General features: G+C 37.6%; 17 protein-coding genes and 3 pseudogenes. 10 read left to right on the forward strand and 10 right to left on the reverse strand.

What is annotated here, in order from left to right; all coding sequences use genetic code 11:
- The first annotated feature begins 2 nt into the window (after positions 1-2).
- Positions 3-1,373 (forward strand): adenylosuccinate lyase, encoded by a 1,371-nt coding sequence (gene purB / locus BTN50_RS01685; protein ID WP_096618798.1) that lies wholly within the window; start codon positions 3-5, stop codon positions 1,371-1,373.
- Positions 1,374-2,312: 939 nt separating this feature from the next.
- Here the strand turns inward: purB and bcp are convergent.
- Both bcp and BTN50_RS09900 read right to left on the reverse strand, forming a co-directional pair.
- The gene (bcp, locus tag BTN50_RS01690) at positions 2,313-2,783 is read right to left on the reverse strand and encodes a thioredoxin-dependent thiol peroxidase (protein ID WP_096618799.1); all 471 of its coding nucleotides are present in this window, start codon (positions 2,781-2,783) and stop codon (positions 2,313-2,315) included.
- A 490-nt stretch (positions 2,784-3,273) separates the two neighbouring features.
- A complete protein-coding gene (locus tag BTN50_RS09900; RefSeq protein ID WP_161492894.1) occupies positions 3,274-3,414 on the reverse strand; it encodes a hypothetical protein in 141 nt (46 codons plus the stop codon).
- Positions 3,415-3,726: 312 nt separating this feature from the next.
- On the opposite strand from BTN50_RS09900, the gene BTN50_RS11965 reads away from it, so the two are divergent.
- Complete coding sequence (locus tag BTN50_RS11965) at positions 3,727-3,933, forward strand: transposase (protein WP_394336772.1); 207 nt, start codon at positions 3,727-3,729, stop codon at positions 3,931-3,933.
- A 165-nt stretch (positions 3,934-4,098) separates the two neighbouring features.
- Positions 4,099-4,677 (forward strand): D-sedoheptulose 7-phosphate isomerase, encoded by a 579-nt coding sequence (lpcA, locus tag BTN50_RS01700; protein WP_096618801.1) that lies wholly within the window; start codon positions 4,099-4,101, stop codon positions 4,675-4,677.
- Positions 4,678-4,795: 118 nt separating this feature from the next.
- Here the strand turns inward: lpcA and BTN50_RS01705 are convergent.
- The 8 genes and pseudogenes from BTN50_RS01705 to rpsT form a co-directional block, all read right to left on the reverse strand.
- Positions 4,796-5,636: pseudogene (locus BTN50_RS01705) on the reverse strand (transposase).
- A 188-nt stretch (positions 5,637-5,824) separates the two neighbouring features.
- The gene (gene yacG / locus BTN50_RS01710; RefSeq protein WP_096618802.1) at positions 5,825-5,983 is read right to left on the reverse strand and encodes a DNA gyrase inhibitor YacG; all 159 of its coding nucleotides are present in this window, start codon (positions 5,981-5,983) and stop codon (positions 5,825-5,827) included.
- Between the two features lie 29 nt (positions 5,984-6,012).
- Positions 6,013-6,753: a cell division protein ZapD gene (gene zapD, locus BTN50_RS01715; RefSeq protein WP_096618803.1), complete on the reverse strand. Its 741-nt coding sequence runs from the start codon at positions 6,751-6,753 to the stop codon at positions 6,013-6,015.
- A gap of 5 nt (positions 6,754-6,758) precedes the next feature.
- Complete coding sequence (gene coaE, locus BTN50_RS01720) at positions 6,759-7,364, reverse strand: dephospho-CoA kinase (protein WP_096618804.1); 606 nt, start codon at positions 7,362-7,364, stop codon at positions 6,759-6,761.
- Complete coding sequence (locus BTN50_RS01725) at positions 7,365-8,234, reverse strand: prepilin peptidase (RefSeq protein ID WP_096618805.1); 870 nt, start codon at positions 8,232-8,234, stop codon at positions 7,365-7,367.
- A 750-nt stretch (positions 8,235-8,984) separates the two neighbouring features.
- Positions 8,985-9,164: a hypothetical protein gene (locus BTN50_RS09680; protein WP_151897947.1), complete on the reverse strand. Its 180-nt coding sequence runs from the start codon at positions 9,162-9,164 to the stop codon at positions 8,985-8,987.
- A gap of 288 nt (positions 9,165-9,452) precedes the next feature.
- Positions 9,453-10,022: pseudogene (locus BTN50_RS01730) on the reverse strand (winged helix-turn-helix domain-containing protein); the annotation flags it as partial.
- A gap of 248 nt (positions 10,023-10,270) precedes the next feature.
- On the reverse strand, positions 10,271-10,531 hold the full coding sequence (rpsT, locus tag BTN50_RS01735; RefSeq protein WP_096618806.1) for a 30S ribosomal protein S20: 261 nt from the start codon (positions 10,529-10,531) through the stop codon (positions 10,271-10,273).
- 311 nt (positions 10,532-10,842) lie between these two features.
- Here rpsT and murJ point away from each other — a divergent pair, with 311 nt between their 5' ends.
- The 7 genes and pseudogenes from murJ to BTN50_RS10795 form a co-directional block, all read left to right on the forward strand.
- Positions 10,843-12,402, forward strand: a complete 1,560-nt coding sequence (gene murJ / locus BTN50_RS01740) for a murein biosynthesis integral membrane protein MurJ (RefSeq protein WP_256386976.1) — start codon at positions 10,843-10,845, stop codon at positions 12,400-12,402.
- 60 nt (positions 12,403-12,462) lie between these two features.
- Entirely contained in the window at positions 12,463-13,422 is a 960-nt protein-coding gene (gene ribF, locus BTN50_RS01745) for a bifunctional riboflavin kinase/FAD synthetase (protein ID WP_096618807.1), read from the forward strand.
- A 7-nt stretch (positions 13,423-13,429) separates the two neighbouring features.
- Positions 13,430-16,258: an isoleucine--tRNA ligase gene (gene ileS, locus BTN50_RS01750; RefSeq protein ID WP_096618808.1), complete on the forward strand. Its 2,829-nt coding sequence runs from the start codon at positions 13,430-13,432 to the stop codon at positions 16,256-16,258.
- A gap of 39 nt (positions 16,259-16,297) precedes the next feature.
- Positions 16,298-16,810, forward strand: a complete 513-nt coding sequence (gene lspA / locus BTN50_RS01755) for a signal peptidase II (protein ID WP_096618809.1) — start codon at positions 16,298-16,300, stop codon at positions 16,808-16,810.
- 151 nt (positions 16,811-16,961) lie between these two features.
- Positions 16,962-17,393, forward strand: a complete 432-nt coding sequence (gene fkpB / locus BTN50_RS01760) for an FKBP-type peptidyl-prolyl cis-trans isomerase (protein ID WP_096618810.1) — start codon at positions 16,962-16,964, stop codon at positions 17,391-17,393.
- An 11-nt stretch (positions 17,394-17,404) separates the two neighbouring features.
- Positions 17,405-18,358, forward strand: coding sequence for a 4-hydroxy-3-methylbut-2-enyl diphosphate reductase (gene ispH / locus BTN50_RS01765; RefSeq protein ID WP_096618811.1), 954 nt, complete (start codon positions 17,405-17,407; stop codon positions 18,356-18,358).
- Positions 18,359-18,521: 163 nt separating this feature from the next.
- A pseudogene (locus BTN50_RS10795) lies at positions 18,522-18,656 on the forward strand (transposase); the annotation flags it as partial.
- Positions 18,657-18,836: the final 180 nt, after the last annotated feature.

The raw sequence follows: 18,836 nt of genomic DNA on the forward strand, positions 1-18,836 counted from the left end.
TCATGGAACTATCAGCACTGACAGTTGTTTCACCGGTAGATGGCCGTTACGGAACGAAAACAACTGCATTGCGTTCAATCTTCAGTGAGTTTGGCTTGCTGAAGTATCGCACAATCGTGGAAATTCGTTGGTTACAAAAACTGGCAGCAACAGATGCAATCAAGGAAATACCTGCATTAAGTGCAGAAGCGAGCACTCTTTTAAATGATATTGCGACTGAATTTAACGAAGCTGATGCAATACGTATCAAAGAGATTGAGCGTACAATCAACCATGATGTAAAAGCAGTTGAGTATTTTTTAAAAGAAAAAATGGCTGAGAATGAAGAACTTCACGCAATAAATGAATTCATTCACTTTGCATGTACATCTGAAGATATTAATAACACCGCCCACGCTCTAATGCTGAAAGAAGCACGTAAAGATATATTATTACCAGAAATTCGCAAGGTAATCGATGCGGTCAAAAATTTAGCATTTGAATATCGTACAGTACCTTTTTTGTCTCGCACACACGGTCAACCCGCATCGCCTTCTACTCTAGGTAAAGAAATGGCGAACGTGGCTTACCGAATGGAACGACAATACAAACAAATCGCAAGCGTTGAAATCCTTGCAAAAATTAATGGAGCTGTGGGTAACTATAATGCTCACCTGTCAGCTTACCCTGATATAGATTGGCATGATTTCAGCGAAAAATTTATCACTAAGTCTCTTGGAGTTACGTGGAACCCGTATACAACTCAAATCGAACCTCATGATTACATTGCTGAACTGTTCGATGCTCTTGCTCGTTTCAACACTATTTTAATCGATTTTAATCGTGATGTATGGGGCTACATAGCACTGGGTCACTTCAAGCAAAAAATTATTGAAGACGAAATTGGTTCTTCAACCATGCCGCATAAAGTTAATCCAATCGACTTCGAAAACTCAGAAGGTAACTTGGGTCTGGCAAACGCAGTATTAAATCACTTGGCACAAAAACTACCAATTTCTCGCTGGCAACGTGACCTGACTGACTCAACCGTGCTTCGTAACTTAGGTGTAGGTGTAGGCTATTCCATTATTGCCTACACCTCAACGTTGAAGGGCATTAATAAACTTGAAGTAAACCAAGCAGCGCTAGAAGCTGAGCTGGATAAACATTGGGAAGTGCTGGCTGAACCTATTCAAACGATTATGCGTCGTTATGGTATTAATAAACCATATGAAAAGCTAAAAGAATTGACCCGCGGCAAGCATATAAATAGTGAAGTAATGCGTGCATTTATTGACAGCTTGGATATGCCTGAAGATGAAAAAATACGGCTGCAGCAAATGACACCAGCAAACTATATTGGAGATGCTATCAAGTTAACCGATCAACTTTAAGCGATTATGATTTAGCAGTAAGCTCTCAGTAAAACAGCGATGCTCTACTCAATGTCACTAAAATCAACATTTCAATGTCCTAAATTTAAAATTTCATTATCTACTGTACATTTTAGTAACTTTGTAAACAGATGCAAAAAATAATAACAAGAATTAATGTCAGTGACACCACACTTCATTATCATACTGCACAAGTTGGCACTGACCTATATTCAACCGATGGAGGTCAAGAATACACTTTGTTTCCTAAATCAGAGAATTCAATGATTCATCTACATTTTAAACAACTAGGATCCCTTAAATATTTAGACCTATAGGCAAGCTGAACTGCAAAATAACCAAACTAAAAATAGCATAATCAAAGAGCTTTATTTCCTAATGTAAATTTAAATAATAAATTTCAACATAATTCCCTATTAAACAATCTCTTTCATTTTAAGCATACCTAGCCCTATCCGAGACGGCAATATTTAAAATTAAAAAATTACTGGGAGGAACATTAAGCTTAAGAGTTCAGTATGCTAAAAATTAACTCAATGAGCTAATAGCTCATCATGTTGCAATTGGCTATCTAAACTCTAATGCAGAAACAAAGCCTCTTGCAGACCTCTTAACAGCACTAAAAATACACATTGGAACATGAAAACCGTCATAATGGCTGAATAGCTGAATGAACGAGGAGGAGCTCCCATGGCGATTCTATTTAGTTTCATTCCATAGCCAAATAATTTTTTGATTACTCCAAAATGTCAGTGAACTCAGATTAATTAAAGCTTCTTCATACTGCTTCAAATTGGTTATTTTATAATAAGTTTACTCAGCAGCCTAAATATTTAAGTTAACCTAGCTGTTTAGCCGCTTAAGTAAATAATTGAATTGCCTAAGCCAGAAAATAACGCCCTATCTTGGCTGTGTTAACTTACCATACTACCAAAAGGCCTAAATACTTTTAAGAAAGTTGATCACAATGTCGTGGTGATCTTTAGTCGTGAATTTGTTGAATATATGCTCAATATTTCCATTTTTATCAATTAAGAAACTTATTCTGTGAATGCCATCATATTCTTTATTCATAAACTTTTTTGGACCCCACGCGCCAAACGCATCGGCAACGGCGTGATTTTCATCGCTTAATAGCGTGAAATTCAGTTCTTTCTTTTGTTCGAAGTATTTAAGTTTTTTTACAGGATCAGGGCTGAGACCAAGAATCACAGTATTGAATGCTTCAAACACTGCTTTGCTGTCACGTAATAAACAGGCTTGTGTCGTGCAGCCTGGTGTCATAGCTCGCGGATAAAAATACGCCAGCACTTTGGTTTCACCTTTGAATTGAGTGAGTGTTACTACATTACCATTTTGGTCTTGAAGTGTAAAGTTTGGTGCAGCCATACCTGCGGTTAACATTTGCATATATCTTCCTTCTATGTTACTAATATGTTTAATTAACTCACTTTGACATGAAACATAGTGTTGAAGTATGAGATTAATGTTAAATAATCCACTGTAACAGATGCAACATTCAGTAATATTACTTCATTTTAGTAATCTATATATTAACAATAATTACAAGTATCTAATTTATTAATAATTAATAGTTATTATATATACTTAATTCACTTGAAAGTGAATTTTATTGTCTGACTTAAGCATCTAATAATAAATTTTAACAGGGATAGCTATTAAATGCTCGCTTTCACTTTAGGAATATCTAGTCCAGTCAAGCTTATTTAATAATTTTATCATGCCGTTAGTTTCGCTAAATTTAGGTATTATAACCCCTTAAGTTCAATGTCAATTCAAGGAATTTTTTAATTCAAAATATTACTATTTTAATAGATAATATTTATGATTACCATACTGAATTTTCAAAAAATATTTTTTCTTGGTGAAATGAGCGGAACTACTCGTTTGATACGAATGATTTCGTGGCATTATCTGGTGTGATAAGCACGATAGCCTGATATTTCATGGATTTTTCGGTGGATCTGTTTGAGCAAGTTAGATAGCACTGCACCGCCCATGATATCTTTTTATTTTTCATGTAGCTTCACCCAGACTTTAAGCCCCATAAAATCAATGACTCAGTACCAAATTATTCCTTTAATTTCCGTCTTGAACGCAACATTAACCATTTTGGTTTACTTGTTAACACATGAGTAATGAGAGCATAACAATGGCAGTTGAACACATTTGAAAATGAAATTAATGAAGCCTTGCAAACCACTTAACAGCATTAGACCTTGACGCTGTTCACTATCGTTGCCGCGATCTTATGAGACCCCTAAATATTCGCGATATTGCAGGCACTTTGGTCAACGACCATTAGACAATAAACAGTAAAATATTGTCTTTTTTGTCAACCAATCAAAAAACTTACTCATTAACTCATCAACCTCGTATTATTTTCGACGGAGCGGTACATCATCGGAATAATTTTGTCAAAAATAAAGCTTTTATTCTTAATATTGATCTTCACTACCTTCCATATTATAGTTCAAATCTCAGTTCGATAGAGCAATTATTGTCGGTGATGAATGAACAGTTCAGAAATAGCATTTAGGCTAAAAGCCAACGCTACTTCAAAAAAATTTTAAACATTTTTCATTATGACTTTACCAAAAAATAATAAGTTTCAGGTGTTCAAGCCTGTATCTTTAAGTTAATTAAGAGTAAAAATTTAAGTTGATATTACCCCAAGCCATTCAAAAATGCAAAGAGAATTGCTATGTACCAAAGTCTTATTCGTTCAGGACTGACTGAAGCAGCCCATGTACTGAACATGTTTCTTAACGACAGAAAAAACATTAAAAACATTGAGTCTGCAGCAAAGATGCTGGCTCATGCATTTAAATCCGGTGGCAAAGTACTGTCTTGCGGTAATGGTGGTTCACACTGCGATGCTATGCATTTTGCTGAAGAGTTAACGGGGCGTTACCGTGAAAAACGTCCAGGTTATCCTGCAATCGCTATCTCCGACCCAAGCCATATTTCATGTGTAAGCAATGACTTTGGTTATGAATTTATTTTTTCTCGTTATTTAGAAGCTGTTGGCTCGAAAGGCGATGTTCTGTTTGGTTTGTCTACGTCAGGAAATTCAAAAAACATTCTTCGTGCAGTTGAAACTGCGAAAGCAAAAGGTATGACTTCAATCATGCTTACGGGTAAAGATGGCGGTAAAGTAGCCTGCTTAACTGACATCGAAATTCGTGTCCCACATTTTGGCTATGCTGATCGTATTCAGGAGGTACATATTAAAGTTATTCACATCCTAATTCAGCTAGTTGAAAAAGAGATGGAAACGTGATGCTCATATCACATAACTGTTTTTAACAGTACTATGATATGAAACGTAAAAACTCGCTATGTGCATAATTTTATTTCTTAATGCAAACACAGATAGCTAATCCCAAAACGATGAACCATTAAAAAAGCACATTAATTTTAGGTATACCTAGTCCTGTCAGCTTATATAACGCTTTCATTATGGTGTAAGTTTCGTTAATATGAACATGGTGATCTCTTAAAGCTCAATGTGGCTTCGAACCGTAGAGCTTCTGGTTATTGACAGCTAAATTGCACGAATAACCTTGTTCCCTAACAGTTATTCCATTATATTGGTAGAATAAGTGTAACTACTCGTTTCATACGTGCGGTTTCGTAATATTGTTTAGGGTCGTAAGGACCAATGGCTGATAGTCCATTAAATTTTTAGCGGATCTCTTTGAGCAAGTTAGGTAACATTTCACCACCAGGCCCATTTAATGCACTTAACCCAGCAGCAATAATTTTATGCCTAGTTATGCCTACCACTAACTATAACTTGCACTACATTTAGCAGTTTCCATCAGTACCATGCTTTTTTTATTTTCCATTTGCCTTCATCGTAAACTTTGAGCTCCGTATCATCAATAACTAAGTGTTATATGGTTTCTTTATTTCCATCTTAAATACAACATTAACTATTTTGACTCCTTGCTAATGCATAAATAATAAGAGCATAATAATAAAAGTTGAGGAAGTGTGAAAATAAAATTAACGAATCCTTGCGACCCCTCAATTATATTAAAAATCCGCGTTTAACCATAAAATTTATTGTAATGGCTAAGTCATTCAATAAGCAGGTGGTTCCATGGTTATCCTATCCTGCATGATTTGATCCCATAGCTGAATCGCTTTTTGATCAATCCAGAATGTTAGTGAGCAAGCATTTATTAGAGCTTGATAATGCTGTTTCCAGCTCGTTATTTTGTGGTGACATATCATATACCTCAATATTTCAGTGAATCTAACAGTTTAGAACGTAGATTAATAATCTAGTTCCTTTATTTAGGAAAAAAAGTCCACCATAAAAAATGGATCACTTTTCAATCAATTAAATGCTGAAAATAAATTATTTTCAATGACTGTTGATATTTATTGATTTTTTAACTATCTTTGCTGTCTGATATATTTCACACACTCGTGATACGTTTTTCTTCATCAGCCCACTCACCTAAATCTATGAGCTGGCAACGTTTGCTGCAAAATGGGCGATATGGGCTAACATTGTCCCAAACCACAGGCAACTTACACCGTGGGCATTTGACAATGGTTAAATTTTTTTGTGTCACAAATCACCTTAAAACATAATTATTAATTTTTAGCAGACAGCCAATAACAGCATCATTTCGTTAATGATTGTTTGGCTTTCATCAAATGGCATAAAACGAATAGTAAACCGTGACTTATACCCGGAAATTAATGGAAAAACATTATAATCTGGCGATATTTTAATACGTAAAAGGCTCGCACCTTCTACATCTTTTTGAAAGAAACCATTGATTATAGTGAAATTCTGCATTATAGCACCACCTCGCGTCAAACGAAGCCATAAGGTGAGCGCATTATTTAATGGTTCTAAAGATGTTTGCCAGGTAATGACATCAGTTTGGCGGTGTACCAACGGCAAATTGAGCCAGTGGTGGAAAACAGGAAGATCAAAACTACATATACCACCCGGAATAGAGAATCGATGGCGAATTGCAGAAAGGAACTTATCGTCACGCAGTGTTTGCCCGAGCCTTGGAGCTTGAAGTAGTAATTGTTGAAACTGATGGCTTTCAGCGAGCAAAAACATAAGTTGTTCTTTATCGACTTCTGGCACTTCTAACCAAGTTTGTAGTTTAACACGTTGCTTTTCTAAGTCTTTGGCCAAATCAGCTTTGACCTGCACCTGTTCCAAGATTTCCATCAAATCAAAAAGACTTTTAAAAAAAAGAATTGATTGACCACTTTCAGAAAGCACTGCAGATTTAATCACTTGATTCATCATGTGTTCTAAGCGTAAATAAACGCGAACTTGTTCATTTAAGGGATGTTCGTAAAGGGTATCGCTAGTCATGATGATTATCGTTGTTTTTCTGCTAACGTGAGATATTTACTGTGTAAAATAGCAACTTTCGCACTTAGTTCCTCATCGTTGCATTCATTTTTAATAACATCGTCGGCAAATAAAAGCCGTTCCTTTCTTGTTGCTTGAGATAAAAAAATGTTTTTTACTTGAATATCATCGACGTTATCTCGTTGTATAATACGAGCAACCTGAATTTTTTCAGACACGTCAACAACAAGGATACGATCACAAAGTGACTGTAAGCTATTTTCAATCAATAGTGGTGCAACCAACATACAGTAGGGTAACGATGCATTCTGTGTTTGCATTATCATCTCTTGTTTAATTTTTGGATGAAGCATAGCGTTTAGCCACGCTTTATCATCGAGGTTTGAAAAAATATGTTCGCGCAGTTTGGTACGATTTAAAGTCTTGTTCTCATCAAGGATAGTGTCTCCAAATTTAGTAATGATGGCAGATAACCCGCTGGTTCCTGGCTCAACAACCTGTCGTGCAATAATATCTGCATCAATAATGTCAATATCTATCACTTTGAAAAAGTTAGCAACCGTTGTTTTCCCGCTACAAATACCTCCAGTAAGGCCAATTACCAGTGCCATTTACATCCCTAAATAAGAAATCAGATACCAATCAATAAGCTTATTACCCCACAACAAACTTATCCAACCAGAAATGGTGAGATAAGGTCCAAATGAGAAGGGAGTTTCTTTTCCTACACCGTAAATATACATCAAAATAATACCAGAGATAGCACCGCCGAAAGAGGCAAGAAGAATTACTAAAGGCAAAAATTGCCATCCAAGCCAAGCTCCAAGTGCTGCCAGCAATTTAAAATCACCATATCCCATACTTTCTTTGCCTGTCATAAACTTGAAGAGCTGAAATACACTCCATAGTGACAAGTAACCAGTCATTGCACCTATTAGCGTATCTTCTATAGACACTGGGGAAATACCGATGAGTGCAACGAATAAACCTGCCCACATTAATGGCAGCGTCATTTTATCTGGTAACAGCATGGTATCTAAATCAATAAAACATAATACAATAAGTACAAAAGTTGCGCCAATAACCGCTAATGACCAATAGGAACCCGGAATAAAATAAGCAGTTAAACCAACAGCGGTTGCTGTTAGTAACTCGACAAAAGGGTAACGAATATTTATTTTTGTTTTGCAGTGACGACATTCACCACCTAGCAATAACCAACTAAATACTGGTACATTATCAATGACTTTTACGGGCTGCTTGCATGTGGGACAGTGTGAGCGTGGAATACTGAGATTAAACAGAGGTAATCCTTCAGTTGCCGGTAACTCTGAGAAACACTCGTAACACTCTTTTTGCCATGCTTTTTTCAGCATAAGCGGGAAACGGTAAATCACAACATTAAGAAAACTACCAACAATCAGCCCAAATATAGACGCAATAACTACATATAAGTTCGGTGAGTCAAATAACCAATTCATATTTTAATCCAGTATTTATACTCAATCAACTGAAAGCTACAGACTCGAGCACACAAAACATATAATTTATACTGGATGTTTAAAGGATCTGTAGTCTCTGGCAAAGTCACAGTACAACATTATTCAATATTTCCATTAAAATAATGTTGGTTTTTAGCCTAAATATTATTTATGCCTGCTCATTCATCACCTTCCATAACAACTCATTACTAAAAACTAATACCATGATCTTTGTCGAAGTCATCTCGATGATATTTTACTTCATTGAAAAACAATATTAAGCTGCTAAGTGAAAAGATTACTATCTACCAGTTTACATAGACAAAGTACAGTATATTTTTTATTATCTCATACTCGCTTATCACGGTGCCAGTAATATTGCTAAGATTCAGGACATCAATACAATTAAAACTACAATGACTACCCATCATTTCGAGGGCTTGATTCTGTTCTTTATGTATCCATCTATCCGTTATTTTATGGCTTTCATTGAATGAGCAGCCCTAACGAACAAAATAGATCCGTCTTTGGTACAAGCAGCTTGCAGTTCGTTATAGTGATGCACAAAATTTTCTCATTTATCGATATTTTATAACTGAATGCATTATGATGAAATCATTTATGCATTCTCGCGACCGTGTACTTTACTCTTCCCCCTCCAAACCTCTCACCAATATAAGCAACAATTTGATAGACATAGTGGTTCTATTTTTTAATTTAAGCTCAGATAGCAAACTCCAATATACTTCACTATGAGACAATCACTTTTGTGCTAGACATGCTTAACTCGGTCGGCTTATTTAATATTTTCATCATGACATAAATTACGCTAATCTGAGCATTATGATCCCTTAGGCTCAATATCCTGCCTGAAAATTTTTTGACCCGAAACATTTCTATTTCTGATAGGGAAGATTTTATTATAACCATTCCTCGTTTCCCAAGTCTGATTTGGACTGTATACCTTCTGGTAACTGACAACTGAATTACGCGAATAATCTCGTGCTTAAAAATTGTTCTTTTTTTAGTAAAATGAATGGAACCTGCTCATTTAATACAAACGGCTTCATAACATTGTCTGGTGTAGTAAGCTCCATCCCGTAGTATTTCATTAATTCTTCGACGGGTTTGTTTGAGCAGGTTTGGTAGCATTTAATCGTCAGTTACATTTGATACACTTAATGGTTTTGTTTTCTACATCAGAGACAACGCTATTTATTTATCATGTCCTGTTCGTACCCATCCGTGAGAAACTTTAGTAGTTCGGGTCAGGTGAACGACATCAACAAATAAAATTGATTCATCTTTCCTACAACTTGTTTTTATAGCTTCATATGCTGCGCTAGAAATTGGTTGTTTAGTCTCATCAAACTTATGAGGTAAATTTTTAGGCATTTTATAACTAAAACCATTGTGATGTAGCCATTTATTCATTCCTGGGACCGTGTATTTAACGTTAAAATATGTTATTACATAGTGGACTATTTGATGTGTATGATGATACGTATATTCAGTCAAGTGCTCTATTAAAGTCTGAGTTTGAACTAACGTTAAGTAGCTTAACGAACCCCCATTTTCAGGGGATAGTTTTGCCGATAATGTGTAGTCTTTAATATGGCGCAGTACCGTTGTTTCATGAATACGAAGAGCTTGAGAGATCATAGCTGTCTTCCAACCTTCGGATGTAAGAAGTACTGCTTTTATGCGGTCACGTATTCTACCATCACGAGCTTTGTCGTGTTGAATCTCGAGTTTTTGTTTTTGATTATCGGTTAAAGAAACTTTCATGGTCTGTAGCATGATCCTGCATCATTAATAAATCAAGCACCTTCAATTATTATGAGTATAGATGGCATTGCATACTTGTTTAGTAGGTTAGTAAGTGTTGTACCGTCAAAGTATTGTTGAACAAACAATAGTGAACCTTAGTTTTAAACTATCTTTAGACATAAAAAAAGACCCCCAATAATTGCACGTGAAATTATTGGGGGTCACATTTCAAGATACTGGTTTTTTATTTCGAATTGAAATACCCATTAAAGCATTTTAATCTGAGCAACTAGATTAGCTTTATGGCGAGCAGCCTTGTTCTTATGAATAAGACCTTTAGTAGCCATACGATCAACAATAGGCTGCATTTCACTAAATGCTTGCATAGCAGCACCTTTATCGCTTGCTACAATAGCTGCAATAGTTTTTTTCATATAAGTACGCATCATTGAACGACGGCTTGCATTATGCTGACGACGTTTCTCCGATTGAACCGCACGCTTCTTAGCAGATTTAATATTTGCCAAGGGTATAACTCCCAGATCTTATATACAATGCCAATTTAAGGCTTAAGACCAAGAATTATGCCTCAGTTTACCTTTATTGTCAATTCATTTATGCAAGTATCCGCCATACTAACACTAAACTTTTTAGTATCTCCATATTACGAACTGTGAGACTAAGATACATAATATTTTACCAGCATCCTTACCGTTAAGTAAATATTTAGTGTATGTTGATACTTGAGTTTGTATTTTTCATGAATAAATTATTGTAGGCTTAGTGGTAAAGTATTGCTGTAATTATTATCTTTATTGTTTTTTAACAGGGGATTTACGTGTCAAAGCAACTGCTTTGCTCGGGGATGATCGTCAGCACTATGACGATGGTATCCCGTACCATGGGCTTGGTTCGTGATGTTGTTATTGCGAATCTTATGGGTTCAAGTGCTGCTACTGATATTTTCTTTTTTGCCAATAAAATTCCTAATTTTTTACGTCGGTTGTTTGCTGAAGGAGCCTTTTCTCAAGCTTTTGTGCCGGTGTTGGCGGAATATCAAGCCAACGAAGACAAAACTCAAGTTCGCGAATTTATTGCTTATGTCTCCGGTACATTAGGTATTTTGGTTACGATTGTCACACTACTAGGAGTGATTGCTTCACCGGTAATCACAGCCTTATTTGGTGCAGGGTGGTTTTTAGATTGGGTCAACGATGGTCCTTCAGCGTATAAATTCGAACTTGCATCTTTAATATTGAAAATAACGTTTCCCTATCTATGGTTCATTTCGTTTGTTGCACTGTCTGGTTCAATACTAAACATCATGGGACGTTTTGCTGTTTCTGCGTTTACGCCTGTTTTTTTGAATATTGCAATGATCGCAGCGGCAATCTGGATCGCACCTACTCTTCAGCAGCCTGAAATCGGCTTGAGTATTGGTGTGTTTTTAGGGGGGCTAATCCAGTTTATATTTCAACTTCCGTTTCTCTATCGCGAAGGTATGCTGGTTCGCCCTAAGTGGGGATGGTCACATCTAGGTGTAGTCAAGATACGCACTCTGATGATCCCAACGCTATTTGGAGTATCTGTCAATCAAATAAACCTGCTTTTTGATACCTTCATTGCAAGCTTCCTAGTAACAGGCTCTATTAGTTGGCTTTATTATGCTGATCGTTTATTAGAATTTCCACTAGGCATCTTTGGTATTGCGATTGCAACAGTAATTTTACCTTCTTTATCAAAAAAGTACATTAAGCAATCATCCACACAGTTCTCAAACACTATGGATTGGGGGATTCGAATGGTCTTACTCCTTGGGCTACCTGCTATGGTCGGGATGATTGTCTTGGCAAAACCGATATTAATGGTACTTTTCATGCGAGGTGAATTTGGTGTCGCTGATGTCCATGCTGCTTCATTACCATTAATAGCCTATGCGTCAAGTTTATTGAATATTATGCTAATTAAAGTACTGGCTCCTGCCTATTACGCTCGAAAAGACACGAAAACTCCAGTGCGTTATGGCATTGTTACTATGATTAGTAATATAGTCTTGAATTTTATTTTTGCACATTTTTATGATTACGTAGGTCTTGCAATGGCAACGGCAATATCAGCATTAATTAATGTTAGTTTACTCTACCATGGTCTTCATAAACTAGGTGTTTATCGTGTGAACAGGGAAACATTACTCTTTACTCTTCGTCTTATGTTAAGTGCAGCGTTCATGGGAAGTATAATCTATGAATTAATGCCGACTAATGCTGATTGGATCGCGATGGCCCTGTCGACGCGTAGTTACATTCTTGTGGACTTAATCACTGCTGGCGCAATAACTTATATTGTATCTTTATTTATTTCCGGCGTTCGTCCTCACCAACTGCGCGCAGAAAGCTGAATACGAAACATAACTAGTATATAATCCAGAAGATTTTCAGAAAAAAGTAGTTTTGCTATTATGGAATTAATCCGGGGTATTCATAACATCCGTGACAGGCACCAAGGGTGTGTGTTGACAATCGGTAACTTTGATGGTGTCCATTTGGGACATCAGCAAGTCTTAACTCGAGTGGTAAAGAAAGCCAACGAGTTAGGAGCTCCTCCGACAGTACTGTTATTTGAGCCGCAACCAAGAGAATTTTTCTCGGTAGACCAAGCACCAGCTAGATTAATGCGTCTTCGTGATAAATACATTCAGCTTGCGAGATTAGGAGTTGAACGTCTGCTAGTAGTAAATTTTAATACAAAATTCGCTGAAATGACACCACATGACTTTATTCATAACTTGTTGGCTGAACAATTGGGTGTTAAGTTTCTTGTGATTGGTGATAATTTCCGTTTTGGTGCTAAGCGTCAAGGTGATTTTTGTTATTTACAACAAGAAGCAACAGCAGCACAATTTGATGTAGTTAGTACGCATAGTTTTTGTGTTTCAGAGCAACGTGTTAGTAGTACTGCTATTCGATATGAATTGAAAAATGGCGAGCAAAAAAGCGCTGAGCAGATGTTGGGTCGTCCGTATAGCATCAGTGGTCGCATATCACATGGCAAAAAACTTGGACGGACGATTGGGTTTCCTACCGCGAATGTCCCACTCAAACGTATTGTCTCACCAGTGTCTGGTGTATATGTCGTAAAAGTTAGTGGTGTAAAAGAAAATCAATGGTTAGGTGGCATAGCAAATGTTGGTACGCGACCAACAGTAGATGGTGTACGCCAACAATTAGAAGTATATATTTTTGATTTTACTGAAGACCTCTATGGTAGGTATGTTGAAGTGCAGCTACTTCATAAGTTACGAGATGAAAAAAAATTTAGTGCGCTCAACAAGCTAAAAGTCCAAATTGAACTTGATGACCAGACAGCACGAGCATGGTTGTCTGATCAAGATAATGTCGAAAGCATCCATCCGGAATAAACAATCAATGAGTGACTTTAAAGATACTTTAAACCTACCTGAAACTGCGTTTCCGATGCGAGGTAATCTTGCACAACGTGAGCCACAAACACTTAAGCGTTGGTATGATGAAGACCTCTACGGCGAAATCCGTAAAGCGAAAAAAGATAAAAAATATTTTATCCTGCATGATGGCCCTCCGTATGCGAATGGCAACATCCATATTGGTCATTCAGTCAACAAAATTCTTAAAGATATTATTATTAAGTCAAAAACCTTGTCTGATTTTAACGCACCATATGTACCTGGTTGGGACTGTCATGGTCTTCCAATCGAGTTAATGGTTGAAAAAAAAGTGGGCAAATCTGGCAAAAAAGTATCTGCTGCCGAGTTTCGCCAAGAAGGTCGCGAGTATGCAGCGAAACAAGTTGAAGGCCAAAAGGCTGACTTTAAACGCCTTGGTGTATTAGGCGAATGGGATAAACCATACCTGACCATGGATTTCAACACTGAAGCTAATATTATTCGTATACTAGGTAAAATTGCAGACAACGGGCATCTACATAAAGGCTTTAAACCTGTTCACTGGTGTACTGACTGTGGTTCTGCTTTGGCTGAAGCGGAGGTGGAATACAAGAACAAAGTGTCTCCCTCTATTTACGTGATGTTCCGTGCTACTGATGAAGCATCAGTGTTGTCTAAATTCAACTTAGCTGAAGGTTATGAAGGTAGCGGTGACGTATATATCGTTATTTGGACTACAACGCCTTGGACTCTCCCTGCAAACCGTGCACTTGCTGTCTCTGAAACACTGGCATATGTGCTGATCCAAGTGGAAGGTAATATTCCTAGCCGTTTGATCATGGCATATGCACTTGCAGATAAAGTGATGGCGCGCACTGGTATCGAGCATTTTCATAATCTAGGAATTTGTCAGGGGGCAGCATTGAAGCTATTACGCTTCAATCATCCCTTCTACAATTTTCATGTGCCTGTTATTTGTGGTGATCACGTTACGATCGAATCTGGCACAGGGATTGTTCACACTGCACCGGCTCACGGTCCAGAAGACTTCATAATAAGCCAAAAATACGATCTAGAAGTAGCAAACCATGTAGGTAGCAATGGAGTGTACCTTCCAGAGACTGAGCTGTTTGCTGGTCAGCATGTATTAAAAGTAAACAATAATGTGATTGAAGTGCTAAAAAAACACTGTTCTTTGTTGCACCACCATGAGTATGAACACAGTTACCCACATTGCTGGCGTCACAAAACACCGACTATTTTCCGTGCAACGTCACAGTGGTTTATTTCCATGGAACAAGCGGGTTTGCGTGCAAAAACATTGGAAGAAATCAAACACGTCCAGTGGATCCCTGAATGGGGCCAAAATTGCATTGAGTCAATGGTTGAAAATCGGCCTGATTGGTGCATTTCACGTCAACGGACTTGGGGTGTACCTATTGCACTATTCGTTCATAAAGAAACATCTGAACTTCACCCTAATACGGTTGAGTTAACTGAGCAGGTTGCTCAAAAAGTAGAGCAATCTGGTATTCAAGCTTGGTGGGATCTCGACATAGCTGAACTGCTTAGTAACGATGCAATACATTATGAAAAAGTTCTCGATACATTAGACGTATGGTTTGACTCAGGTGCAACACACTATGCTGTTGTTGATCAACGTGCTGAGTTTAACGGTCATGAAGCTGATCTGTATTTGGAAGGCTCAGATCAACACCGGGGGTGGTTTCAGTCATCACTGATGACATCGGTAGCGATGAAAAGTAAAGCACCGTACAAGCAAGTACTAACTCATGGCTTCACCGTTGATGGTCAAGGCCGTAAGATGTCAAAATCGCTCGGTAACGTGGTTTCACCACAAGAAGTGATAAACAAGTTAGGTAGTGATATCTTGCGTTTATGGGTTGCTTCAACCGATTATACCGGTGAAATGACAATGTCTGACGAAATATTGAAGCGTAGCACCGATGCATATCGCCGTATTCGTAACACAGCCCGTTTCTTACTTGCTAACCTAAATGGTTTCAATCCAGAAACTGACATCGTTGCGCCAGAAGACGTGATTGTTGTTGACCGTTGGGCCGTGGGTAAGGCACTGGAAACGCAAGAAGAAATACTCAAAGCATTTGAAGCGTACAACTTCCACCAAGTTATTCAGCGTTTAATGCAGTTCTGTTCTGTTGAAATGGGTGCATTTTATTTGGATATCATAAAAGACCGTCAGTACACTGCAAAAGCAGGTGGTCTTGCTCACCGTAGTTGCCAAACAGCGTTGTTCCACATCATGGAAGCACTAGTACGCTGGATGGCACCAATCATGTCTTTCACTGCCGACGAGATATGGAATGCAATGCCTGGTGCGCGCAGCAAATACGTGTTCACAGAAGTGTGGTACAGTAAACTGTTTGGTCTGCATAATGATGAAAAACTTAATAATGCTTTTTGGGCTGAGTTATTGCGCGTTCGTAGTGCAGTCAACAAAGTACTAGAGCAAGCACGTAACGAAAAAAAAATTGGTGGTTCACTAGAAGCAGAAATAAAACTTTATGCAAATACTAAATTTAAGACCAAACTTGATGACATAGGCAATGAACTACGTTTTGTGCTTCTAACCTCAAAAGCAGACATTATTGTAACAGATGTGGCACCAGAAGCCGCTGTAGCTACTGACATTGAAGGTTTATTTGTGGTTGTGACTAAATCGAATGCTGAGAAATGCGCACGTTGTTGGCACTATGTACTAGATGTTGGCACCATTGCAGGATATGAAGCACTGTGTGGCCGTTGTTTAAGTAATATTAATGGCAAAGGCGAGTTGCGCCAGTTCGCGTAAGTAACAATTTCTGGCATTAAGATACGGTAGGAAAGCTGGATGAAAAATTTTACTGCTAAGCAATCAGGCCTACGCTGGCTTTGGCTAGCATTGCTGGTGTTCGTCTTGGATATTAGTAGTAAGCTGCTAATCATGAATATCGTGGAATATGGTTGGGAAAATCGCATTGAAGTACTGGCTTTCTTTAACCTGCTGTATGTTCACAACTATGGAGCTGCATTCAGCTTTTTGAGTGATGCCGGTGGGTGGCAACGTTGGTTCTTTATCGCTATTGCATTGAGTATATCTGGCGTACTGGTGTATTGGATGCGGCAAATTCCAGCAAGCAATAAACTTTTGAACATTGCTTATGCCTTAGTTCTTGGTGGTGCAATAGGAAACTTATTTAATCGATTGATTCATGGTTATATTGTCGATTTTTTTGATTTATTTATTGGCACGAGTCACTGGCCAGCATTTAACTTGGCAGATTCCGCAATTTGTGTGGGGGTTGTCTTAATTGTGGTGGAAAGTGTATTTCCCTCAAAAAAGAAAGCTTCTACAACTGAGTAAACTGTAAATATGAGTAATATTAACAATACGATACGGTTATGATGTTAACCGTTTAGACTGGCAGTACTGTATTGTATAAACCTCAATATCCAAAGCAGCCTTAGAGATTTAATAGTGCGTAAGTTCTGGTCCAGTCGTCAAGGATGTGGAAATGTTACAAGTGAACGCTAACAGTAAAGTTACTATGCACTTTACCATTAAATTAGAAGATGGCTCTGTTGCAGAGAGTACACTTAACGCAGGTAAACCTGCCAAATTGGTGATGGGCGATGGTAGTCTGACAAATAATTTTGAAAAATGCTTGTTGGGCTTGCATGAAACGGAGAAAGTTAGCTTCACATTAGAGCCTAATGATGCATTTGGTATGTCTAATCCCAACAATATCAAACATATGAATCGCAATCAGTTCACAGGTGATATGCCTGTTGAAGAAGGTACCATTGTAGCGTTTACAGGGCCTAATGGACAAAAAATTCCGGGCGTAATTACTACCGCTGCTGGAGAATCATTGACGGTAGATTTTAATCACCCGCTTGCAGGGCAACGGATTATCTTTAATGTAGAAATCGTCAGTGTAGGTTAAAAGGCAATAAAATGAAAATTTTGCTAGCAAACCCTCGAGGGTTTTGTGCGGGTGTTGATCGAGCGATAAGCATTGTTGAACGCGCATTAAAAATGTATCAACCACCTATTTATGTGCGTCATGAAGTCGTACATAACCGTTTTGTAGTGGAAGATTTAAAATCTAAAGGCGCTGTTTTTATCGAAGAACTAAGTGAAGTTGCTGATCATAGCATCGTTATTTTTTCTGCACATGGAGTATCACAAGCCGTTCGCAATGAAGCGAAGTCACGTAGTATTACTGTGTTTGATGCTACATGTCCATTAGTGAGCAAAGTTCACATGGAAGTTTTTCGTGCAAGTCGAAAAAACATAGAAGTAGTATTGATTGGGCATGCTGGTCACCCTGAAGTGGATGGCACTATGGGCCAGTATGCAAGTGAGATCGGAGGAATGTATCTGGTCGAAATACCAAAAGACGTATACAAGTTGACTGTCAGAGATCCATCTAACTTGCATTATGTTAGCCAAACTACATTGTCTGTGGATGAAACCGCAGATGTTATTGATACTCTTCGTCAAATTTTTCCTAAAATCAAAGGGCCGCGTAAAGATGATATATGTTATGCAACGCAAAACCGTCAAGATGCTGTTCGTGAATTAGCGATGAAGTGTGATATTATAGTAGTCGTTGGGTCAAGAAATAGCTCAAATTCGAATCGATTGCGTGAATTAAGCGAAAAACTTGGGACGCCCGCGTATCTCACTGATTGTATTGAAGACGTGAAACTGGAATGGTTTGATAATAATATGAAGGTAGGCATCACTGCTGGTGCTTCTGCACCGAAAAAGCTGGTGAATTTGATTATTGCTCAAATTAAGTATTATTGTGACGCTACAGTTGAAGAGCTGACAGGGCGAAAAGAAAATATATCTTTTGAAGTGCCAAAAGCATTACAATTACAAATACAACTTATTGATGTTTAATAGCCTTATTTTCTAAATCAGGAAACTCAATTATTAGTCTACGCTTCAAACAATCAGGTTCACTTAAATATTCAGGTCTGGACAAGTTTCGCTACACAACAGCCAACTAGAAGCAATAGAATCAAACTAAACTGGATAAATGTAAAAGTTTAATTTATTTAGTCAATTAATCATTATGACAGCTCTCATGATTAAATACGTATTTTCAATACCACTGAGAAGTCTACAAGGATTAATTAACTCTCTTTTTCAAATTTACTCAAATGTCGTCCTGGTATCTTCATTATTTATGCATTAACAAACGAGTCCAAACGGCTCTCATATCGCGTTCAAGACTAAAGTTAAAGAAACCATTCAGTACTTAGCCATTAATTCTATAGGGCTCAAAATTTACAATAAAAGCGAATGCAAAGTCAAAAAGCATAGTACTTATGATAAACGCCGAGTCTAATACAAGCTACATTTAACAGAAGATGTA

Source organism: Candidatus Enterovibrio altilux (assembly GCF_002381345.1).
Taxonomy (GTDB): Bacteria; Pseudomonadota; Gammaproteobacteria; order Enterobacterales; family Vibrionaceae; genus Enterovibrio; species Enterovibrio altilux.